This window comes from Actinoplanes derwentensis (assembly GCF_900104725.1).
GTDB classification, from domain to species: Bacteria; Actinomycetota; Actinomycetes; order Mycobacteriales; family Micromonosporaceae; genus Actinoplanes; species Actinoplanes derwentensis.
The window spans coordinates 5384868-5406685 of sequence record NZ_LT629758.1 but is presented as its reverse complement, the minus strand read 5'-3'; the positions used below and the strand labels follow the sequence as shown (position 1 = coordinate 5406685).

The 21818-nt window shown below is 69.7% G+C and carries 20 protein-coding genes; 11 read left to right on the top strand and 9 right to left on the bottom strand.

Going from position 1 to position 21818, the window contains the following annotated elements; translation table 11 throughout:
- Positions 1-31: 31 nt before the first annotated feature.
- Positions 32-253, bottom strand: coding sequence for a hypothetical protein (locus BLU81_RS50870; RefSeq protein ID WP_231953483.1), 222 nt, complete (start codon positions 251-253; stop codon positions 32-34).
- 647 nt (positions 254-900) lie between these two features.
- Between BLU81_RS50870 and BLU81_RS23830 the strand changes: the two genes are divergently transcribed.
- The 4 genes from BLU81_RS23830 to BLU81_RS23815 are packed head-to-tail and all read left to right on the top strand — an operon-like array spanning position 901 to position 2629.
- On the top strand, positions 901-1227 hold the full coding sequence (locus BLU81_RS23830) for a hypothetical protein (protein ID WP_157751766.1): 327 nt from the start codon (positions 901-903) through the stop codon (positions 1225-1227).
- A complete protein-coding gene (locus tag BLU81_RS23825) occupies positions 1224-1559 on the top strand; it encodes a type VII secretion target (RefSeq protein ID WP_092546695.1) in 336 nt (111 codons plus the stop codon). The genes BLU81_RS23830 and BLU81_RS23825 overlap by 4 nt, the downstream gene beginning before the upstream one ends.
- 12 nt (positions 1560-1571) lie before the next feature.
- The gene (locus BLU81_RS23820; RefSeq protein ID WP_092546694.1) at positions 1572-2288 is read left to right on the top strand and encodes a hypothetical protein; all 717 of its coding nucleotides are present in this window, start codon (positions 1572-1574) and stop codon (positions 2286-2288) included.
- Positions 2285-2629: a hypothetical protein gene (locus BLU81_RS23815; protein WP_092546693.1), complete on the top strand. Its 345-nt coding sequence runs from the start codon at positions 2285-2287 to the stop codon at positions 2627-2629. Before BLU81_RS23820 ends, BLU81_RS23815 begins: the two co-directional genes overlap by 4 nt.
- A gap of 37 nt (positions 2630-2666) precedes the next feature.
- Here BLU81_RS23815 and BLU81_RS23810 read toward each other — a convergent pair whose 3' ends face one another.
- Positions 2667-4118: a GGDEF domain-containing protein gene (locus tag BLU81_RS23810; RefSeq protein ID WP_231953482.1), complete on the bottom strand. Its 1452-nt coding sequence runs from the start codon at positions 4116-4118 to the stop codon at positions 2667-2669.
- A 137-nt stretch (positions 4119-4255) separates the two neighbouring features.
- Here BLU81_RS23810 and BLU81_RS23805 point away from each other — a divergent pair, with 137 nt between their 5' ends.
- Positions 4256-6892, top strand: coding sequence for an MGH1-like glycoside hydrolase domain-containing protein (locus BLU81_RS23805; RefSeq protein WP_092546692.1), 2637 nt, complete (start codon positions 4256-4258; stop codon positions 6890-6892).
- Here BLU81_RS23805 and BLU81_RS23800 read toward each other — a convergent pair.
- The gene (locus BLU81_RS23800) at positions 6885-7175 is read right to left on the bottom strand and encodes a hypothetical protein (RefSeq protein ID WP_092546691.1); all 291 of its coding nucleotides are present in this window, start codon (positions 7173-7175) and stop codon (positions 6885-6887) included. The genes BLU81_RS23805 and BLU81_RS23800 overlap by 8 nt on opposite strands.
- Before the next feature lie 257 nt (positions 7176-7432).
- Between BLU81_RS23800 and BLU81_RS23795 the strand changes: the two genes are divergently transcribed.
- The 3 genes from BLU81_RS23795 to BLU81_RS23785 all read left to right on the top strand — a co-directional run bounded on the left by BLU81_RS23795 (position 7433) and on the right by BLU81_RS23785 (position 9493).
- Positions 7433-7885 (top strand): sigma-70 family RNA polymerase sigma factor, encoded by a 453-nt coding sequence (locus BLU81_RS23795; RefSeq protein WP_157751765.1) that lies wholly within the window; start codon positions 7433-7435, stop codon positions 7883-7885.
- Positions 7886-7971: 86 nt separating this feature from the next.
- A complete protein-coding gene (locus tag BLU81_RS23790; RefSeq protein WP_231953481.1) occupies positions 7972-8730 on the top strand; it encodes a GAF and ANTAR domain-containing protein in 759 nt (252 codons plus the stop codon).
- 34 nt (positions 8731-8764) lie between these two features.
- Positions 8765-9493, top strand: a complete 729-nt coding sequence (locus BLU81_RS23785) for a GAF and ANTAR domain-containing protein (RefSeq protein ID WP_092546689.1) — start codon at positions 8765-8767, stop codon at positions 9491-9493.
- 60 nt (positions 9494-9553) lie between these two features.
- Here BLU81_RS23785 and BLU81_RS23780 read toward each other — a convergent pair whose 3' ends face one another.
- The gene (locus tag BLU81_RS23780) at positions 9554-11368 is read right to left on the bottom strand and encodes an anthranilate synthase family protein (RefSeq protein WP_092546688.1); all 1815 of its coding nucleotides are present in this window, start codon (positions 11366-11368) and stop codon (positions 9554-9556) included.
- Positions 11369-11637: 269 nt separating this feature from the next.
- Between BLU81_RS23780 and BLU81_RS23775 the strand changes: the two genes are divergently transcribed.
- The gene (locus BLU81_RS23775) at positions 11638-12012 is read left to right on the top strand and encodes a response regulator (protein WP_092546687.1); all 375 of its coding nucleotides are present in this window, start codon (positions 11638-11640) and stop codon (positions 12010-12012) included.
- Between the two features lies 1 nt (position 12013).
- Here the strand turns inward: BLU81_RS23775 and BLU81_RS23770 are convergent, their stop codons facing one another.
- Positions 12014-14203 carry a glycoside hydrolase family 3 C-terminal domain-containing protein gene (locus BLU81_RS23770; RefSeq protein ID WP_092546686.1) on the bottom strand — a complete coding sequence of 730 codons (2190 nt, stop codon included), beginning with the start codon at positions 14201-14203 and terminating at the stop codon, positions 12014-12016.
- A 97-nt stretch (positions 14204-14300) separates the two neighbouring features.
- Here BLU81_RS23770 and BLU81_RS23765 point away from each other — a divergent pair, with 97 nt between their 5' ends.
- On the top strand, positions 14301-14891 hold the full coding sequence (locus BLU81_RS23765) for a TetR/AcrR family transcriptional regulator (RefSeq protein ID WP_231953480.1): 591 nt from the start codon (positions 14301-14303) through the stop codon (positions 14889-14891).
- Here BLU81_RS23765 and BLU81_RS23760 read toward each other — a convergent pair.
- Positions 14888-16132 (bottom strand): NYN domain-containing protein, encoded by a 1245-nt coding sequence (locus BLU81_RS23760; protein WP_092546685.1) that lies wholly within the window; start codon positions 16130-16132, stop codon positions 14888-14890. The two genes, BLU81_RS23765 and BLU81_RS23760, sit on opposite strands and share 4 nt — an antisense overlap.
- Positions 16133-16231: 99 nt before the next feature.
- Between BLU81_RS23760 and BLU81_RS23755 the strand changes: the two genes are divergently transcribed.
- Positions 16232-16711 (top strand): hypothetical protein, encoded by a 480-nt coding sequence (locus tag BLU81_RS23755; RefSeq protein ID WP_092557550.1) that lies wholly within the window; start codon positions 16232-16234, stop codon positions 16709-16711.
- A 50-nt stretch (positions 16712-16761) separates the two neighbouring features.
- On the opposite strand, the gene BLU81_RS23750 is transcribed toward BLU81_RS23755, so the two are convergent.
- Genes BLU81_RS23750 through BLU81_RS23740 form a run of 3 tightly spaced genes read right to left on the bottom strand, consistent with a single transcriptional unit; the run spans position 16762 to position 21744 of the window.
- On the bottom strand, positions 16762-18546 hold the full coding sequence (locus tag BLU81_RS23750; protein WP_231953479.1) for a vWA domain-containing protein: 1785 nt from the start codon (positions 18544-18546) through the stop codon (positions 16762-16764).
- A gap of 4 nt (positions 18547-18550) precedes the next feature.
- Positions 18551-19594 (bottom strand): ATP-binding protein, encoded by a 1044-nt coding sequence (locus BLU81_RS23745; RefSeq protein ID WP_092557546.1) that lies wholly within the window; start codon positions 19592-19594, stop codon positions 18551-18553.
- A 59-nt stretch (positions 19595-19653) separates the two neighbouring features.
- Entirely contained in the window at positions 19654-21744 is a 2091-nt protein-coding gene (locus BLU81_RS23740) for a sigma-70 family RNA polymerase sigma factor (protein ID WP_231953478.1), read from the bottom strand.
- Between the last annotated feature and the right edge of the window lie 74 nt (positions 21745-21818).

Genomic DNA, 21818 nt, shown 5'->3' with positions numbered 1-21818 from the left:
ACGACGCCGCCAGATCATCGAATTCACCCCCTTATCGCCAGTTCGCCTCTTGACCCGCCAGTCCGGACGTGACCAGATCGGTGAGAGCGGCAAATAGTGGACCTGCCGACTCGATCGCCATGGATAGTTCCGCGCCGCCGTCGACGAGGATCCGTAGGAAGGTGGAGCAGCGCCACGGCGCTACCGACTCGGTCAGGAACGCCACGCCGGTCGGCGGGATCGGCCAACTGCCCGCGCCGATGTTCAGCGGCACATCGGCCGACCGGTGTTCGCCACCGACCCCGGATCGGTAGCCGTCGGCCTGTGTTGACGGGTCGGCGGTGCACCGGGACGGGTTGCACCAGGCGGGATGTTGCTGGTCAGGGGCAGTTTTGGGCGTACCGAATATTTCTCGGCTTTTTTCGCTCATTGACTACCACGAAGAGGCATCCGAGGCCGAGACGACGGCTCATCAGGAGGATCGAGTCGAGCCGGACCTGCCGGTAGTCGTGGAGTTCAGGGTAGAGCCGGACGGCGAGTCCGGCGTCGCCGTTCGCCGCTTTCCGGTACGGCCAGGCGCTCGGGCGAGAGCTTTCGTTCCACCACTGCCAGCTCGGTCGGCCCGATGATCATCGATCCGCCTCGCGGTCACTGGTGACCGCGCTATGCACGCTGGCGAAGACCCCGGTCGTCCCGGCCCCTCGCATTAAGGCGGCACCCGGCATGCCGTTCCCGACCCGCCGTGTCCGCAGCCTGTTGCCCTCGAATCTGCAGGCCTGCTCCAACGAGCAGAACTGCCGTCACCTGCCTCCCTGCGTACGAGGCCTCGTCAGCTTTGTGACAGCAAGCAAATGAACCGTGCAGCATGGATGGGTGTTGATTCCTATGTCGGGATCGCCATCGGGTGTGTTGGGGAGTGACATGAACAGCGGCGTTGAGGAAGCCAAGTTGACGCTTCAGCGGTTGATCGGCAAGTTTGCCCTGCTCTTCGCGTTCATCTATGTCCTGATGGTGGCCGCCGGATTCGTCAGAGTCGCTCAAGGCGATCAGGTGCCCGTCAGTACGTGGCTGCTGCTGGTTCTGCCCGGAATCGCCTTCTTCCCTGCGGTCGTGGACGCCGTCGGCCTTCACCGCACGGCTGACCAGGCCCGGCTGAGGACGCTCTGGCGGCGATGCGGCCTGCTTGCTGTCGCCGGGATGGTGTTGCTGGTGGTCGTCGCCTTCGCTGCAGAGGGGATCAACTCATGACGTTCCGGGTCGAGCCCGAGTCGGTGGATCTGTACTCGAGGCAGTTGGCCGAGCTTGCTCAGGCCGTCGAGGCAGCTCGTAGCTACGCCAACAAGTGGGGCACGTTCAGTGCCCACGGCAAGGGGATCCTGGGAATGCTGCACGGCAAGCACGGCAGCTTCATGACGGAGCTGAACGAGGTGCTGGAGCGGCTGAGCAGGAGCGCCGACGCGTCCTCCATGAATCTGTCGGCGTCTGCCCGGTACTTCGAGCGGACCGACTATCAGTCGGCGACTGAGCTCGATGACTCCTACCCGTCTGTACAGCGGCCGATCACGACCGCCGGAAGTTAGCGAGGTCGACGGATGCAGGACCCGACTCTGGCGCTGGTTCCCGTTGAGGAGCCCGAGGACTCCGTGGCCAGCGGCTTTCCCGACCCTGGGGTGTACTTCAACTATGTGTCGCCGACCGCATGGATCAACGCGGCGATCGAGAGCCTGAGCGGCTTTGACGCCCTCGGCTACTGCACGGACTGGGTGGCCGGAGATTGGGCGGCCATCTACAAGTTCGGCGACGCGCTGGGAAACCTGGGCAGGTGTGTGGACCAGGTCGCCGTGAACGTTCAGCAAGGATTCCTGGCCTTGGACGCGGACTGGGACGGCAATGCCAACGACGCGGCTGCCAGGTATTTCACCTCGCTGTCGAGTGCGATCAGTGAGCTGAGGTTCGCGCTGACGGACCTCGGGAAGAACTATCACAAGGCAGCGAACGGGGCCTGGGGCCTGTCCACTCAGCTAGGCAACCTGATCCAGGCACTTGTCGACAAGGCGATCGTCGCCGGCGTCATCGCCGTCGGTAGCAGCGCGCTGATGACTACAGGGGCCGGCCTCGCCGGCTACGCTGCGCTGGCTCTGATCGTGGCCGATATGGTGAACCTGGCGAGCAGCATCTCGGCAATCATCAGCACCGGGATGATGACCATCTTCGGCTCCTTCGGCATGGGGATGGACATCGCGTACCAGGGCGGAAGCCTGGACAGAATCCCCCTCCCGCCGGCGCCGTACGCCGGGCCCGGCGCGTGAGCGGCGAGATGGAGGAGAAGCAGTCTCCCCTCGACCGCGATCTCGATGCTATGGCGGGTGACCCGAGGCTCAGCAACGTGGTCAGGGAGAGCCTGGAACGGCTGCGGTCGGGCGTGGCCGGTCAGGAGATGGCCGAGATGGCACGCGACCTGCTGAACGGCAGCATCGAGTTACGCAGCCTCGCCAAAAGCCCGGTTTACGGCGATGCGCTTTTCGAAGGGATCGAGAAGTACCAGAGGTGGGAATCCGAACTCAGCCCGGAGGGCCGCCAGGAACTGGCAGAGACCGTCCGGCAGACCTACGGAGTCGACCTGAACGAGCGGCCTGAACCGGGACGATAGGCACGCAGTGCTTCATGGCGACGAGTGCCGTCGGCGTTCAGTGGCTCACCTGGTCGGGGGTAGACAGGACGCAGCGGTTCCGGCCGTCGGTCTTTGCCTGGTAGAGGGCCTTGTCGGCTTGGTGGATCAGGGTTTCCGGGTCGGGGCCGGTCAATACCGCGGCGCCCACCGAGACGGTCACCGACAGCAGTTCGCCGCCGATTTCGACGGGGAGGCCGGCGGTTTCGGCGCGCAGGCGTTCGGCCAGGGACTGCAGTTCGCGGGGTGCGGTGTGCGGGCAGAGGACGGCGAACTCCTCGCCGCCGTAGCGGGCCACCACCGTGCCGGCCCGGGTGGCGGCCTTCAGGCGGCGGGACACCTCGCGGAGGACCTGGTCGCCGGCCGGGTGGCCGTACCCGTCGTTGATCCTTTTGAAGTGGTCCACGTCGATCATCAGCAGGCCCACGGCGTGTCCGGAGCGGGCGGCCCGCCGGCATTCGGTGGTCAGGGCCTCGGCCAGGTACCGCCGGGTGTGCAGGCCGGTCAGGCCGTCGGTGACCGCGGCCCGGCGCTGGGCCGCCACCAGGCCGGACATCCGGGCCAGCACCAGCAGGAACATGACCGCGCACGCCCCGCTGATCAGGGGCACGCCGACCGGGTCGCCGCGCAGCCATTCGAGGAACTGCACACCGGGTGCCATCAGCACGGCGACGGCCAGCACGGCCAGCCGGATCGGGGACGCGTCCGGCACTGCGGTGTCGGTGCGCCTGTCGAAGTTGCTGATGCCGGGGTGCAGGGCGGCCGAGCCGAGCAGGGCGATCGAGATCATCCAGAGGCAGTCGAGGGAGGTCTCGATGACCGCGCCTCCTTCGGCAATGGTGGTCGCCAGATAGGCCGAGTCGACGCCGAGCATCAGTGCCAGGCTGCCCAGCACCAGGTAGAGCACCGGGCCGCGGGTGCCGGCGCCCATCACCAGACGGACGGCGAGGATCAACAGCATCAGATCCAGGACCGGGTACGCCGACTGGGTGAGTTTCGCGTTGAGCGGCAGTTCCGAGTCACTGGTCAGCGGCTCGAGGACGTAGATCCAGCTGAGAAGTCCGGCGCTGAACGCCACCACGAGGGCATCGATGGCGCTCGGCAGGTCCCAGCCGGGGGTGCGCCGACGGATGAACAGCAGTACCGCAGCGGCCACCAGCAGGTAGTACCCGAAGTACAGCAGATCGGCGGGGGTGGGCTCCAGGAATTCCCCGGAGAGGTAGTCGTCGGCCACGGTCATCCCGTCGGCGACGGCGTAGAGCAGCTGCCCGGCGGCGAGGAACAGCCAGCCGGCCCGGTGCGCCGGCCGGTGCAACCGGACGCCGGCCAGGATGACGAACGGCGTGGCGACGCTGACCAGCATGTAGGGGATCACAGCGACCAGGTATAGGTGATCACGCAGGAGCACGCGGAACAGGACACCGATCGTCAGCACGATGAGCCAGACGATCCCCGGCCGCAGACTTCGCATCGTCGCAGCTTGCCTGCCCCGGGGTGCGGAACGGGTGCGGATCGGGGGATAGCCCGGTTGCGGGGAATGGGGGAGGCTTACACGTTCGACACATCAGCGTGACAGTCTGCAGGTGATCGACTCATCGGACGTGCGGGATGCTGGAGGTGAGAGGGGACTTGTCGGAGCGTGTGCGGCTGGACCAGGCCGATTCCGGGGAGCAACCGTGGCGGGCGTGGGGACCCTACCTAGCCGAACGTGCCTGGGGGACGGTCCGGGAGGACTACAGCGAGCACGGCACCGCCTGGGACTACTTCCCGCACGACCACGCGCGTTCCCGGGCGTACCGCTGGAACGAGGACGGCATGGGCGGCCTCTGCGACGACCGGCAGACGTTCGCCTTCGCGCTGGCCCTGTGGAACGGCGAGGATCCGATCCTGAAGGAGCGGATGTTCGGGCTCGGCGGTAACCACGGCAACCACGGCGAGGACGCCAAGGACTACTGGTGGTACCAGGACTCCACCCCCACCCACTCCTGGATGCGCTGGCGGTACCACTATCCGCAGGCCGCGTTCCCGTACGACCAGTTGGTCCGGGTGAACGGGCAGCGGTCCCGGGAGGAGGGCGAGTACGAACTCGTCGACACCGGGATCTTCGACCAGGACCGGTTCTGGGCGGTCACCGTCGACTACGCCAAGGCGAGCCCGACCGACGTCTGCATCGCGATCACCGTCAGCAACCGGGGCCCCGATCCGGCGGTCCTGCATCTGCTGCCGACGCTGTGGTTCCGCAACACCTGGGCGTGGGGGCTGCCGAACCGGCAGGCACCGGCGATGACCGGCACTCCGGGTCGGCTCGACGGCCGGCACCGGTCACTCGGTCACATCACTCTCGACGGGCAGGGCGCGCCGGTCGCGCTGATGTGTGACAACGAGACGAACTCGCAGCGTCTGTGGGGTCTGCCGGGGCGCAGCCCGTACCCGAAGGACGGGATCAACGACCACCTGATCCACCGGTCACCGACCGTCAACCCGGCCGGCACCGGCACCAAGGGGGCGCTGCACTACCGGCTGTGGATGGGGGCGGGTGAGACTCGTACCATCCGGTTGCGGTTGACCCAGAGTGACCGCCCGGCGCCCGCCGCGGACCTGGGGGACGGCTGGGCCGAGGTGATGCGGGCCCGCCGGGCGGAGGCCGACGAGTTCTTCGACGACGTGCTGCCGGACGCCGCGACCGCCGCGGAGAAGGACGTGGCCCGGCAGGCGGTGGCCGGGCTGATGTGGGGCAAGCAGTTCTATCACTTCGACGTGAAGCAGTGGCTGCACGGCGATCCGGGTAACGCGCCGCCACCACCGGGCCGCCGGTACGGGCGTAACAACGCCTGGTGGCACATGAACAGCTTCGACGTGATCAGCATGCCCGACTCGTGGGAGTACCCCTGGTACGCGGCCTGGGACCTGGCGTTCCACTGTGTCAGCATCGCCCGGGTCGATCCGGGTTTCGCCAAGTCACAGCTCCTGCTGCTGCTCCGCGAGTGGTACATGCACCCCAACGGGCAGATCCCGGCGTACGAGTGGTCGTTCTCGGATGTGAACCCACCCGTACACGCGTGGGCCGCTCTTCAGGTCTTTCAGATCGACGGCGGGCGGGACTTCGGTTTCCTGTCCCGGGTGATGCACAAGCTGCTGCTCAACTTCACCTGGTGGGTCAACCGCAAGGACGTCGGCGGCAACAACGTCTTCGAGGGCGGTTTCCTCGGGCTGGACAACGTCGGCCCGTTCGACCGGTCGGCGGCGCTGCCGGTCGCGGGGGTGCTGGAACAGTCCGACGGCACGGGCTGGATGGCGATGTACGCCCTCAACATGCTCGACATGTCGATCCTGCTGGCCCTGCACGACCGGGCCTACGAGGACATGGCCACCAAGTTCTTCGAGCACTTCACGTACATCGCGGAGGCCGCGTACCGGCAGGGGCTGTGGGACGAGGAGGACAGCTTCTTCTACGACGTGCTGCGCCTGCCCGACGGTCACAAGGTGCCGCTCAAGGCCCGCTCGATCGTCGGGCTGCTGCCGCTGGCCGCCACCACCCGGCTCACCTCGGAGACCCTGAACCGGCTGCCGGAGATCAACGCCCGGGTCCGGTGGATGCTGCACCACCAGGGCGAGTTCGGTGACGTGATCAGTGCCCGGCGGCTCGGCGGCGCCGACCGGCGCCAGCAGCGCCTGCTGTCCATGGTGGGCCAGGACCAACTGCTGCGGATCCTGGCCCGGTTGCTGGACCCCGAGGAGTTCCTTTCGCCGTACGGGTTGCGAACGCTCTCCCGGGCGCACCTGGAGAAGCCGTTCACCGTGTCGCTCGGCGGCTCGGACTTCACCGTCGGCTACGAGCCGGCCGAGAGCACCAGCGGCCTGTTCGGCGGCAACTCCAACTGGCGGGGCCCGGTCTGGATGCCGGTCAACTACCTGCTGGTTCAGGCGTTGCGGGAGTTCGCCGAGTTCTACGGTGACGACCTGCAGGCCGAGTACCCGACCGGTTCGCAGCACAAGGCCGGGCTGTCCGAGATCGCCGACGACCTGTCCCGCCGCCTGATCGGCCTGTTCGTGCCGGACGAGTCAGGGCGGCGGCCGATCTACGGTGCCACCGAGTTGTTCCAGTCCCATCCGGACTGGAAGGACCTCGTCGCCTTCCCGGAGTATTTCAACGGCGACAACGGGGCCGGGCTCGGCGCCTGGCACCAGACCGGCTGGACCGCCCTGGTCGTCGATCTGATCTTCAACCTGCGCCGGCCTAGTTAGCCCGGGTCGGGATGTCAGCGCGGGCGACGATCACCTCGGCGACCTGGCGCAGCTGTTCGTGGTCGGGGTGGAAACCGGCGGCGATGTCCGGGTGCAGGCCGGCCTTCGCCTCGTCCAGGAGCATCGCGGTGACCTGCTCCAGGTTCTCCCCGGCGTAGTGCTGCTCGACCTTGACGGTCGCGGCCTGCAGTGCGGAGCTGAGCTGCTCCTCCAGCGGGCCGCGCAGCTTCTGCTCGACCGGGGTGAGCGTTTGCGGGTCCAGGGTGACGTGTGGTTCGGACAAGGTTCGCCTCCGAAGATCAGCGACGCGACGGCGCCACCGGCTGGTCGTGGTCCGGTGACGGGAGCCCGGTACCCGAACTTCGGCCGTCAGTAAACCCTCCGGCGTCACCCTCGTCCGGGATTCCCCTCGAACGTCGGAATGCTGTCCCTCGTAGGTGATCCGATAGCTGGCTCGGCGGTTCGGTGACCGGGTATCGTTCGTTCTGTCGCTCCAGACTTCGGCGGCTGCGAAGAGCCGCCTTTTCTGGAGAAGAGACCATGCGATGGTTCAGTCGCCGTTGTTCGGGTCCGAGCGAACCGGAGCGCCCGGGACGCCTCGAGATCCTGATGCCGTTGATCTCCCGGGGCGACCGGGACGCGTTCGCCGAACTGTTCGACGCGACCTTCGCCGAGACCCGGGCCGAGCTGGCATGCCGCTTCTCCGACCCGCGCGAGGTGAGCCGTGTGTGCGGGTCCGTCTATGTCGAGGTGTGGTGGCTGGCCGGCTGCTGGACCGGCCACGACGGCGATGTCCGGGCCTGGATCGGGGAGATCCTGCGGCGCCGCGCTGATGATCGGGCACTGCCGCCGCGCCCCACCCGGTCCCGCCTGCTGAGCAGTCAGGAACGGGAACTCGCCGACCTGCTCGGCCGGGCCCCGGAGCAGATCAGTGGAAACGCGCGGACGGACCGGTATCAGCCGACGGCCGGAGACAACGACATCCGTGAGTAGGATGAGCCGATCAGTACGTCCGTCCCGATCCCGCCCGTCATCTGGCGCCGCGTCCACGGGCGACGTGCGGCAACCGGAGATCAGTCGTGCTGACGACAGCGAGAGGGCCGGTGGTCGCGGTGCTGGGTGGCGATGCCACCGGCCGGGCAGCTGCCATTCGCCGCCTCGTCGCGGACGGCCCGGCGGCCTCGGCCGGAGCCGTGACCTTCCTGACCCATCTGTGCCGGGTGGCAGCCCGCGAGCTGCCGGCCACCGGTGTGGGGATCAGCCTGATGGCCGAGAAAGGCGTGCGCGGCCTCTGTGTCGCGTCCGACGATCTCGGTGAGCGTCTCGAGGAACTCCAGTTCGTGCTGGGTGAGGGCCCGTGCATCGACGCGTACGCCACCCGGCGCCCGGTGCTCTGCGGCGATCTGGCCGGGCAGGACCCGAACCGCTGGCCGGTCTACACCCCGATGGTCCGGGAAGCCGGCATCCACGCGGTGTTCGCCTTCCCGCTTCAGATCGGGGCCGCCCGCCTCGGCACCATGGACGTCCTGCGCGATCGCGCCGGGCCGCTCCGCGCCGGGGAGATCGAGACCGCCCTCCTGATCGCAGACATCAGCGTCGATGTCCTGCTCGCCGGCCAGGAAGACGACTCCGGGGACGGCTCCGGGCTTGTCGGGGACGTCGGCAATCGCGCACAGTTGTTCCAGGCGCAGGGAATGGTCATGGTCCAGCTAGGGGTGCCGCTTCACGAGGCGCTGACCCGGATGCGCGCGTACGCGTACGCCAACGACCGCCGCCTCGCCGATGTCGCCCGTGACGTGGTGGACCGGGCCCTTCGATTCGACAGTGACACACCGTGAGCCAGCAGCGGGCCACCTACGCCGGGAGGCATCCATGACCACCGTTTCGGCCGAGCGCCTGGCGACGATCTTCGTGGAGGTCGCCGACACGCTCGTCGACGACTTCGATCTGCTCGACTTCCTGCACATGCTCTCCGAACGGGCGGCCGCTCTGGTGGACGCCGCGGCGGTCGGGCTGATGATGGCCGACCAGCGCGGCCGGATGGAGTTCATGGCCGGCTCCGACGAGAACGTGCGCCTGATCGAACTGTTCCAGATGCAGAACCTCGAAGGTCCCTGCCTGGACGCCTTCCGCAGCGGGGTGCCGGTGATCAACGTGGACCTGCGGGCCGCCGGTGACCGCTGGCCCCGCTTCGCGCCGCAGGCGACCGCGGCCGGGTTCCGGTCGGTGCACGCGTTCCCGATGCGCCTGCGGGATCACGTGATCGGCGCCCTGAACGTGTTCGGCCACGGTAACGGTGAACTCGCCCGCAGCGAGGTGCCGATCATGCAGGCGCTGGCGGACGTGGCGACGATCGCCCTGCTCCAGGAACGCGCGATCCGTCGTGGTGAGGAACTCACCGAGCAGTTGCAGGGCGCCCTCAACAGCCGGATCGTCATCGAGCAGGCCAAGGGCGCGATCGCCCAGGCCCGGCGGATCAGTGTCGACGAGGGGTTCGAGGTGATGCGCTCGTTCGCGCGGGCCCGGAACCGGCGGCTCAGCGACGTCGCGCACATGATCGTCGACGATCCGAGCATCATCCGGGAGTTCCCTCAGCCCTGAACGCGGGCCGGTGGTCCAAGGTGAGGCTCTCGATCACCTTGGACCACCGACACCATCTGGCTACCCGCTGATCGCCGGGCTAACCACGCCGGACAGTAAAGGTGGCAGAAGTTCACGGAGGACGTCCACGCCGTCGCGGCTCAGCACCGACTCGGGGTGGAACTGCACGCCGGCGAAACCCCGTCCCCGCAGGGCGTGGACGGTGTGGTCGGCGGGGTCCACGGCCACCTCGGCCGGGCCGTGCGGGGTGTCCACCGCCGGGGTCGTGGCGGTCGCGGAGAAACTGGAGTAGAAACCGACCCGGCGGACGGTGCCGAACAGGTTCACCTCGCGGGCCAGGCCCTGGTACGGGGAGTCTCGCCGGACCAGCGCCAAACCCAGCACCGAGGCCAGGATCTGCTGGCCGAGGCAGACGGCGAACAGCGGCCGGCCCGCGTCGAGAGCGGCTTCGACCAGGGTGTGCAGGCGTGCCATCTTCGGGTCGGTGCGATCCGACGGGTTGCCGGGACCCGGCCCGAAGACGGTCAGGTCAGCCTCCGGCAGCGACTCCGCGGACCACGCGACGGTGGTCACCGACAGGCCCAGGGCTTTGAGCTGGTGGGCCAGCATCGCGGTGAAGGTGTCCTCGGCGTCCACGATCAGGGCATGCTTCCCGGCCAGGGCGGGGACCGTCAGGGCTCCGGGGGAGCGGGAGTCGAGCCAGAACCGGGCCAGGTCGTCGTTGCGGGCCGACAGCAGGGACTGCACCTCGGGGGTGAGCGCGGTCCCCCGTACCGCCGCTGGTCTGGAAGCAACCGCGCCCAGCGCGGACAGCACGCCGGCCGCCTTGGTGTGGGTCTCGGCGATCTCGCCCGCCGCCGTGGAGTGCCGGACCAGGGTGGCCCCGACCGGAACGCGCAGGTAGCCGTCGGGGGTGATCTCGGCGGTGCGGATCAGGATCGGCGCGTCCAGGGTCTGCCGGCCGTCGGCGTCGTGATCGAGCAGGGCGAGGACGCCGGCGTAGTAGCGGCGGCCCCGGCGCTCGTGGCGGGCGATGACCCGGCAGGCGTTCTCGATCGGGCTGCCGGTGACGGTGGGCGCGAACATGGTCTCCCGCAGCACCTCCCGCACGTCGAGCGAACCACGCCCGGCGAGCAGGTATTCGGTGTGGGTGAGGTGGGCCATCTCCTTCAGGTACGGCCCGGCGACCTGACCACCGTGTTCGGCGATGACGGCCATCATCTTGAGTTCCTCGTCGAGCACCATGTACAGCTCTTCGATCTCCTTGGGATCGCGCAGAAAGGCGTGGAAGTCCAGGAGATCGCCGGAGCCGTTGCGGAACGTGCCGCTGATCGGGTTCATCATGGTGATCCCGTCCTGCACGCTGACGTGCCGTTCCGGGGTGGCACCGACCAGGATCCGGTTGCCGGTGTCGACCAGGAACGTCCAGTAGGTGCCCTGTTCGCCGGTGAGCAGCCGCCCGAACGCGGCGCGGGCGGCGGTCAGCGGATCACCGTCGACGGTGGCCCGGTAGGTGCGGTGGATGACGAAGTTGGCGCCGGCCCCGTGGCCGATCTCGTCGCGGAGCACATCCTCGACCACGGCGCCGTACTCGTCGTCGGACAGGTCGAAACCGCCGTCGCGCAGGGTCAGCTCACCGGGCGGGAAGGCGTCCCGGGGTTCCCGGCTGATCGACCGGACCAGCAGGCATTCCAGCGGCGCCCCGTCGTCGACGCAGTCGAAGCCGCGTTCGGTGATCTGCCGGTACGGGATGACGGCGAGCACCGGAGTGCCCGGCTGGAGCGGGATGTCGTCGAGTCGGGCGACGGTGATGACGTCGCCGGTGAGTACTTCGACGTGGTCGGTGCCGGCACGGTGCAGCAGGGCGAATGGCATGGGTCCCTCTCTCGGATGAGGAAGAGGGCCGCCCACCGAGAACGCAGAACGGCCGCCTCGACAGGAGGCGGCCGCGGTTGGTGCGCGCGGGAGATGGGGCCGCCGGTCAGGCGGGCCACCACATGGTCAATTGTGCGCGCATGGCCGGAATCCTACCCGGTGGACGCCGGACCGCCAGCGTTGCGAGCCCACTTTTCCAAGAGCCCCCACACACCGTGTTTGTCAGGATATGGTCCGAATACAGATAGCTACGGATCGGGGGAAGCCGCGTGACGACCGTCCTGGTGGCTGACGACGACGCCGACATTCGAGACCTGGTGGCCTTCAAGCTGGAGCAGGCCGGTCTCGAAGTGCTGGCGGTCGGCGACGGTCAGACCGCGATCGAGACGGCACGGCTCCGCCTGCCCACGCTGGCCGTCCTGGACGTCTCGATGCCGGGTCTGTCGGGAATCGACGTGTGCCGGATGTTGCGTTCCGACCCGAGCACGGCCGGCATGCTGATCATCATGCTGACCGCGCGGGTGCAGGAACAGGACGTCGAGGGCGGGTTCAGTGCCGGCGCCGACGACTACGTGACCAAGCCGTTCAGCCCGCGTGAGCTGGTGTCCCGCATTCAGGCACTGCTCACCCGGGCCAGAACCTGACTCAGTTCGCGGCTTCGACCAGCTTGTCCAGGTCGCCGGCGTCGATCGGGCTGCCCGGGAACGCCGACATCCGGCTCAGCGGCAGGCTGCCGAGCATCATCAGCATCTCCGGGGTCTCGACCATCGCCGACATCGGGCCGTCGGCGGATCCCGCGGCGAACGCGGCCGTCAGGACCTCGGCGCCGCGCGGGTCCGCGAACCACTCGCCGATGCTGGACTCGGCGGTCAGCGGCACCCGGGCCGGGTCACCGGCGACGTGCACGGTCACCGTGGCCCGGATGTCGCGGGACGACGCGCCGACCTCGATCGTGTACTCACCGTCCTCGACGATCCACCTGCCGAGCCGGGTGTCCCAGTACGCCAGGTCCTCGCGCTCGACGGTCACTGTCACCTCGGTGGTGTCACCGGCCGTGATCGGCACGCTGGCGAACGCCTTCAGCTCCCGCGGGGCCCGCCGCACCGCCGAACCGGGCCGGCTCACATAGACCTGCACCACCTCACGGCCGTCCCAGGAACCGGTGTTGGTCACCGGGACCCGCACCTCGACTCCGGCCGGGGACGCCGTCGCGCGTGCCGCGCCGTAACCGAACGTGGTGTACGACAGGCCGAAACCGAACGGGTACGCCACCGCGGTCCCACGCGCGTCGAAACCGCGGTAGCCGACGTGCAGGCCCTCGCCGTACCGGACGTGGCCGTGCTCGCCGGGGAAGTCCAGGTAGGACGGGTGATCGGCGAGCTTGACCGGGATGGTCTCGGCGAGCCGCCCGGACGGGTTGACCCGGCCGAACAGCACGTCGGCGACGGCGCTGCCACCGGCCTGCCCGAGCAGCCAGCCCTCGACCAGCGCCGGAACCTTCTCGTCCCACGGCTTGGTGGCGAGGACCGCGCCGTTGGAGAGCACCACGACCGTCTTCGGGTTGGCGGCGGCGACCCGCTCGATCAGCGCGATCTGAACGGCCGGCAGGTCGATCGACTCCCGGTCGGCGCCCTCGGTCTCGTGCACACTGCCGGCGAACACGATCGCCACGTCCGCCTCCCGGGCCACCGCCGCGGCCTCGGCCAGCAGAGCCTCGTCGGAGTCGCCCTCGACGGTGTAACCGGCCGCGAAGCTCACCTCGGCGCCGGTCGCCCGGATCGCCGTCAGCGCGTCGTCGAGCCTGGTCGGGGTGATCTGCGAGCTGCCGCCACCCTGGTAACGCGGGGTCCACGCGAACTCGCCGAGCACCGCGACCTTCTCGGTGCCGGGGGTGAGCGGCAGCAGGTCACCGTCGTTCTTCAGCAGGACGATCGCCCGTCCGGCGATCTCCCGGGCGAGCGCGTGGTGGGCGTCGGCGTCATAGGTCCCGGCCGGCCGGTCCCCGGTCTTGGCGATCATGCGGCGTACGCGTTCCGCGCTCGTGGCGAGCAGAGCGGGGTCGAGGGCACCGGAGGAGACCGCCGCCACCAGCGCCTGGTCACCGGCGAGGTCCGGGCCGGGCATGGTCAGGTCGAGACCGGCCGCGATCGCCTTCACCCGGTCGACGACGGCACCCCAGTCGGAGACGACCAGGCCCTCGAAGCCCCACTCGCCGCGCAGCACGTCGGTGAGCAGCCAGTGGTGCTCGCTGGCGTACACCCCGTTGATCTTGTTGTAGGCGCACATCACGGTCCACGGCTGGGCCCGGGTGACCACCTTGTGGAACGCGCGCAGGTAGACCTCGCGGAGCGTGCGCTCGTCGATGTCGGCGCTGATCCGCATCCGGTCGGTCTCCTGGCTGTTGACCGCGAAGTGCTTCAGGGACGCGCCGACACCCTTGCTCTGCAGGCCACGGACCCACTCGGTGGCGAGCCGGCCGGTCAGGATCGGGTCCTCGGAGAAGTACTCGAAGTTGCGGCCGCCGAGCGGGCTGCGCTTGAGGTTGACCCCCGGGCCGAGCAGCACCGCCACGTCCTGCGCGCGGCACTCGTCACCGAGCGCCTCGCCCATCCGGTGCAGCAGCTCCGGGTCCCAGGTGGAGGCGCTCGCCACGGCCGGCGGGAAGCAGGTGGCCGGGACGCCGGCCAGCAGATCGTCGCCCTCGGCCTGCATGCGCACGCCGTGCGGGCCGTCGGTGACGATGACGGCGGGCAGGCCCGCGGACTCGACGGCCTCGGTGTGCCACATGTCGCTGCCGGAGGTGATCGCCGCTTGCTGTGAGGTGTCGAGTGCCATGGTCCCGCCCTTACTGAGTACCTACTAGGTATTAACTACCCTGAAACATAGCCAGGTCAGAAGCGGTATCGCAAGGGCCTGCTGGTAGGAAGAAGCTGTGCAGAGACGTGAAAGATCCCGGCTGCCGGCCGCCGAGAGGCGCCGGCAGATCCTCGAGATGACCACGAAGCTGATCGCCGAACGTGGCTTCTGGGGGCTGTCGATGCAGGACGTGGCGGACGGCTGCGGACTCACCGTGCCGGGCATGCTGCACCACGTCGGCTCGAAGGACAGCCTGTTGGTGGCGGTCCTGGAATACCGCGACGAACAGGACGCGCAGTCCCTCGCCGACAAGCTGGGCCGGCCGGTGCAGCAACTGTGGAGCGACGGGCGGATCAGCCTCGCCGAAGTCTGCACCGCCGTCGTCGCGCGCAACGCCGAACAGCCGGAGATCGTCCGGCTGTTCGCCGTGCTGGAGGCGGAATCACTGGCCCCCGGACACCCGGCACACGCCTACTTCCGGGTGCGGCAGAGCAACACACTGAGCCAGTTCGCCGGGCTCGCCGACCCGGCGGTGGCCGACCCGCGCGAACTGGCCGCACAGGTCGTCGCGATGATGGACGGCCTGCAGATCCAATGGCTGCGCGAACCCGAGACGGTCGACCTGGTCCGGGCCTGGGAGTCAGCCGCCGCGCGACTGTTCGGCTAGCCCTTCGGGTCGTCCGCGCCCAGCCAGAACCGCACCTCGGCACACTCGTCGTCGGTGAGGGCGATCGCTGCGGCGTCCGCCCGGTTCAGCACGTTGTCGGCGAACGCGGCGGCGATCTCCTCGGCGTCCGGCGACGGCTGCCGGTACAGCGGGGCCCCACCGAACGCCGTGCCGCGGGTGACGAACGCGATCGCCGAACGGCTCACGTCCACGCCCTCCTCGGCCAGCTTGTCCCGCGCCCAGCGGGTCGCCTCGGTCAGGTTGAAGTGGTGCGACGCGGCATAGTCGGCGAGCGCCCGGTAGACCGGCGGCCACATCTCCCGCGGCAGCCGCGGCAGGCCCAGCGGTGCACTGAGCCGCACGATCGCCTCCGGGGCCGGACCGGTGGTGCCGGTCGCCTCCGGCGGGCCATGGCGGCTGTCGTCCCAGACGAAATGATTCGAGAACTTGGCGTACGGCAGGCGAAGGCTCTCCAGCGCGCGCACGAAACCACCGAAACCGAACCAGTTCGACTCGTCCACCCCGCTGCCGAGCTGACGCCGCAGATCGTGGGCCAGCGACGCCAGGTTCAGCGGGCTGGGCGCGGCGGTGAACCGCCACGTCACCAGATCACGGAACTGGTCGTACGACGCCTCGGTCCGGGGTTCGCCCGGCGGCGTGACGACGACCTGGTCCTCCTCGCTCTCCACCGGCTCGCCCTGCACCAGCTCGAGCAGCTCCTGGCTGACGATGAGCCGGTCGGCGACCGAGGTGAACGCGAGAGCCGCGTCGGCCGGGGAGACGATCGTGGTGCGGCGGTCGGCACGCCGCAGACGTACCAGCAAGGGGGTCATGTCCGAGTCGCCGGAGGCGATCACGAACTCCTCGTGCGTCACCGGATCGGCGAGCGCGTCGACCGCGTCCACCACCATCCGGATGTCCGCGGCGTTCTTCGTATGGGTCAGCCGCGGGCAGTCGATCACCTCGAAACCGGCGTTCACGAAGTACGGCCGGAAACGGGAGTAGTACAGCCGCTGCTGGCCGCTCGACGGATCCGGATGCGGCACCCAGCCACCCGGATTCATGTAGCAGCGCAGGATGAGCCACCGGCGCGGACCGTCCACGGTCAGCGACGTGCTCAACCGGGACAGCCAGGCTCCCGGTTCCTCGGCGAACTGGATGGCCACATCCGGGTCCTGCCTGATCAACGCACTGAACACGTTGTCGAAGTCCAGGTACAGTGCGGCGCGTACACGAGCCATGACCGAGAACTTACCGTGCGTCGCACAGCGGGGGCGGCAGGCACACTCCGAATGACGATTGACTCACTGTGTTTCACGGAGAGTGATCGGAGCGGTTCGGTGCGATTAGCCCAGGTTCTCGACGTCGTCGAAGCGCTCCTGAACGCTTCGGGACACCCGGAGATCGAAGCGGTGGAACGGTACGGGGCGGACACCGCGCCCGGTGGGCCGTCCCCCGCCGGGATCCGGGTCCGGTACGTCGACGGGGCACTGGCCTACCTGTGGGGCGCGATCTGGCCCGGCGAGACCGACCTGCCGGTGCCGGAGCGGCTGCCCCCACCGGCCGGCCGCCGCCCGGACCGGCTCGCGATCCTGACCGTGCACCTGCTCGACGCCCACCGCCCGGCCGCCTTCCACGGCTGGCAACTGGTCGCCCTGGCGAACCTGGGACCGCCCGGCGACCGGGGCAAGGCACCTCGCGGCGTCCGGATCGTCGGCGCCGACGGCACGTCCCTGCTGCTGCGCACCACAGCGGCCGGTGGGCCGGACCGCGCCGCCACCGAGGACCCCTGGCCGGACTGGCGGGTCAGCGCGGACTGAAGCCAGCGCGGTCGTCAGTCAGCGCGGTCGTCAGTCAGCGCGGACCGAAGTCAGCGCAGACTGAAGACCGCGCCGCGCGGCGTGAACGGCAGGCGGGCGCCGCGCGGCATCAGATAGGCGTGGGTACGGCGGATCCGCAGCACGTCGCACCAGCCGTCGGTGATCACCAGGATCGGCCCGCCCGCCGGGAAGTCCGGTGCGCGTTCCAGCAGGTCGATGCCGGGCTGCAGGACCGTGCCGCCCCGGCCGCGCACCCGCACCCGGCCGGCGATGTCACTGACCGGCAGGTAACCCGCGTCATAGGCGGCGGCGTCGCAGAACACCACCCGTGCGGCCGGCACCTCCCGGGCCGTCGCGTACGACGCGATCGCTCCGAGGGCCTTGCCCATCAGTTCGTGGTTCATCGACCCCGAGGTGTCCACCACCACGCCGAAGGTGCTGCGCGGGATCGCCTCCTCGGGGCGGTACCGGCCGGGCCGCGGGATGTCCGGGGTGGCGGCCTGACGGCGCGACGGCCGGGCGTACGACCGGACCGGCTCGGTCATCGGCACGTGCTCGTCGAACCAGCGGGCCAGCCGCACGTCCCACGGCAGCGGCGGCTGTTCCAGCACCCGGATCTCGGCGACCAGCCCGGACGGCAGCAGACCCCGTCCACTGCTCTGGTGATAGGCGAAACCGGTCAGCAGGGACCGGCGGCAGTACTCGTCCAGGTCGACCCCGCCGCTCCGCCGCCCGGCCCACGGCAGCGCCTCGCCGAGCATGTCACCGGCACCCTGGCCGCGCAGCGTGGACAGCTTGCGCATCCGGCGCAGGTCACCGGCGATCCGGTCGTAGACCTCCTCGGCCGACGACCCGGCCAGCTCCGGATCGTGCAGCGTGCCGTCCGGCAGCAGCCCGACCCCCATCTCCACCAGCCAGCCGTTGATCACGTAGTCGCAGGCGACGTTCCACAGGTACGGGTCCCGGGAACCGGCCCGGTCCGCGTGCCGCAGCGCGACGTGCAACATCTCGTGCGCCAGCACGAACCGCCACTCGTCCTCGCGCAGCGACCGCCACGGGTTCACGTAGATCTCGCCGGCCTCCGCCGACACCGCCGCGATCGCGATGTCCCAGGTCTGGGCCAGCGTGCCGTCCGCGACCACCTTGAACCCGGCGGCCAAACCACCGAGCAGCGGGTACGACCCGATGAACCAGCTCATCGCCCGATCCCACGGCTTGCGTACCGGCGCCGCGCCGGTCACCGACTCGCGGGCGCCACCGGCCACCTCGACCCCGGCGACCGCGGCCGCCGACAGGCCCCGGGCGAAGCGCTCCGGCCAGGCCGGTTCCTGTCCGGGACGACACCGGACCGGTTCCAGGTCCAGGTCGGGCCGGACCGGCAGGTCGGCCGGCACACCCTGGCGGCGCCAGCGGGCGGCCAGATCCGTCTCGTCGGCCGAGGGCAGCAGGTCCGGGTACGCGTCCGGCTCACGGCCCAGTTTCACCGCGCGCTGGAACCGGGCCACCGCCAGGCAGGACGCCGCGAAGTAGGCCTCGTCCGGCTCGCCGTCCGGCTCCAGGTGCCCGAACCCGAGGTGCAGCAGGCAGTGCGCCAGCACCCAGCGCCACTCGTCCGGTTCCAGCCGCCGGAGACGGCTCACCGTGATCCGGCCGTCGACCGTCACCCGGGCCAGGGCGGGCAGTGGCCGGTCCACGATCTCGGCGGCCGCCTTCGGGCGCTGCATGGCCCGCTCGGTCATCGGCATGAACAGCGGGTGCGAGGCCAGATCACGCCACGCCTCCTGGAAGGCGAGCGTGTTCGGGTCGGCGACCTCCTTCTTACGGTTCCGGCTCACTGGCTCACGTCCGCGCCGCCACCAGGCGCGGCAGGTCGCGGCTCACCTCGACCAGGAACCACGCGGGCAGCACCGGGCTGCCGTCGCCGTCCGGGGCGATCACCAGACGGCCGCACTCCAGGGACAGTTCGGCCAGCTCGACGAGCATCGCCTTGGCCCGGTGCGCGAACTGGCGCACCGACGGCGAGGCGTGGTTCTTGCCCGCCGGCAGTTCCTTGATCAGCCGGGCCCGGAACGCCTCGGCGAGGAAGTAGAGCAGATCCCGGTCGTCGGGGCGCGACGGCCACCCGGCCTCACCGCGGACGACCGCGTCCAGCCCGTACCGATGGCGGACGATCTTGACGTAGCCGCCGAAGGCGGTCGCGTGCGCGGGACCCAGCGTGCCCGCGGCCAGCAGCCCGAGCGTCTCCGCGTCGATCTCGTCACCGTAGGAGTGCAGCGCGTCGGAGAGCATGTGCCAGCTGCGCGGGGTGGAGAACGACTCCTCCACCTTCGGCGGCGCCGACCACAGGTGATCCGGGCGCTCGGTCAGATAGCCGAGCACCCAGCGGTGGATGCCACTGCGCTCGGCCCACTCCCGCCAGTCGTTCCAGGACGCTCGCAGATGCACGTGGATCAGACGGTTGACCAGGGCCGACGCCATCGGGCGGGCGAGTGCGTTGTCGCTGGACCGGTTGCCGGCACCGATCACGATGGATCCGGCGGGCAATTCATAAGCCCCGATCCGGCGGTCCAGGATCAGCGAGTAGAACGCCTTCTGCACATCGGGACCGGACGAGTTCAGCTCGTCCAGGAACAGGCAATACGGCTCGTCGCGGGCGATCGACTCGGGCGGCGCGAACCGGCTGCGACCGTCCCGCAACTCCGGCACCCCGATCAGGTCCTCCGGCGCCAGCTGGGTGCCGACCAGGGTCACACACTCCAGGCCGAGCGACGCCGCGAAATCCCGGACCAGCGAACTCTTGCCGATGCCGGGAGCGCCCCACAGGAACACCGGCCGCACGACCGCCACATGAAGCAGCAGGTCGGGAAGCTGGGCCGGGGACACGGTGATCGCTGAGTGCACGTACGACAGTGTGGCTTCTCGTTGATTCCCCGGCCATCCGTTTATGACCCGGCCATCGAGGCTCCCGTCCCGTTGCCGGTCTGCAGGAAGGCGGTGCCGGGCAGCCCGGCCAGCGCGGTCCGGGGGCCCTCGGCGACGGCCGGATCGGTGGACCGCAGCGTCACGCCCGGTTCCTGCCAGCTGTTGCTGCTCGGCTTCGCGGCCGCCGCCAGCGCCTGGTCACCCTGTCCGTTGTCGATCGCCACGTTGCGGCGCAGCACCGCCGGGGCGGTGGTCAGAGCGAAACCCAGACCCTTGTTGTCGTACGCGGTGTTGTTGCCCAGTTCGATCGGGGCCGTGTTGCCCTCGTCGACAAAACCGTGCCCGTCGTTGGCCCACGCCGCGTTGTGCCGGACCGTGTGCGCGGCGTTCACCGCGGGACTGCCACCGCCCAGGGCGAAACCGTTCGACCCGTTGCGGTACGACCAGTTGTACTCGACCGTCACCGGGCTGGTGAACGAACCCAGATCGAAACCGTCCCGCTGGTTGCCCCAGGCCCGGTTGCCCCGGACCAGGTTGCCGTCCCCGCGACCGAACTGCACCGACAGCCCGGAGCCCTGGTTGGCCCAGAAGTCGCTGTCCAGCACCCGGTTGCCGGCCGTGCCGTCGTCACGCAGCATCAGCCCGGCACCCGCGCCGTCGTGCACCCGCAACCGCTGGTAGAGGTTGTCCACGCAGGACAGACAGGTCCAGGCGGCGTTACGGGCGCCGGTCACCTCCAGGTCGCGGACCGTCCACCAGGAGGCCCGCTGAGTGATCGCCCACTGGTCGGCGGGGATTGCCGAGGCGTCGATGGTCGCCTTCTCCCCGGCGTACCCGCTGATCGTGATCCGTTTTTCCTGTTCTCCGCTCGTGCCGATCTCGATCGGGGCGGGCGGGCGGTAGGTGCCGGCGCGCAGAGCGATCGTCTGGCCCGGTTTCACGGTGGCGACGGCTTTGGCGATCGAGGCGTACGGGCGGGCCCGGCTGCCGTCGCCGTCGTCCGAACCGCCGGGCGCGACGAAGATGTCGGCGCGAGTGACACCGAGACCGCTCACGGCTTTCTGCACGGGTGTGCCGCTCGCGCTGGGGCTGTTCGCCGGCGGTGCGGTGTTCGTCGCGGCCGGTGGTGTGGTGGCCGGCGTCGCCACCGCGGCCGGGGGCCGTTGGGGGACCGCCGGTTCGTAGTACACCGCCCAGCTCAGCCCGCCGCCCGCGACGGCCGTCACGGCGACCGTCGCGACCAGGCTCTTGTGCAGCACGACCGTGTGCGCGCTCGCTACCAGAACTGGAGTGGTGGCCCCGCCGCTAGCCGCCGACTGGATCCCGGCCCAGAGCGCGACCGGCACCGGCAGCGCCGCGATGCCCAGCAGGAGCCGCTCCGGCGAGACCATCCCGGCCTGGTAGACGTGACACTTCGGGCAGTCCCGCACGTGCCGGGCGAGACGCTTGCGCCACACCGAGTCGACGGTGCCGTCCCAGAACCGGATCGTGCTCGACAACTCCGGGCAGACCGGCTTCGCCCGCAGCGCCCGGACCACCGCACGGGCCAGTTCCAGCTGCGTCTTCATCCGCTGGACCTTGACCGCCGCGTGTTTCGGCCGCAGATCGAGGGCGGCGGCCAGATCGGCCCGGGTCAGGTCGCCACGGGCCTCCTGCCACCAGAGCCCCAGCAACTCCCGGTCGGCGTCGTCCAGCCAGCGACTCGCCTCGGCCAGCTCCCGCCGCTGATCGGTGACGACCATCTCGGCGGTGGTCCGCTCGGCGAAGTCACCGGCCGGGTCGGGTACGTCCACCGGCTCCGGAAGGTGCCGCCGCAGGGTCATCTTGCGGGCCCGCAGATGGCCCTGTACCCGGCGGTACGCGATCGCCACCAGCCAGGACCGGAAACGATCCGGGTCACGCAGGCCGGGGAGCCCGTTGATGGCCTGGAGCATGGTGTCCTGCACCAGGTCGTCGACGTCCGGATGACCGCGCAGCGCCCGGCCGATGATGTTGTAGATCAGCGGGAGATGGCCGGAGAACAACTGGTCCCGCGCTCCGGTGCGGCCCCGCTGGGCGTCCCGGACCAGCTCCGAGAGGTCACCCACCACCGCGATCTGACTCTCCGTCACCGTCCTGCCGCCTCCGTGTCCTGGCCTCTCCCCGTCTGATCTGCCCGCCTGCTGGGCGGTCGACCGATGGTGGC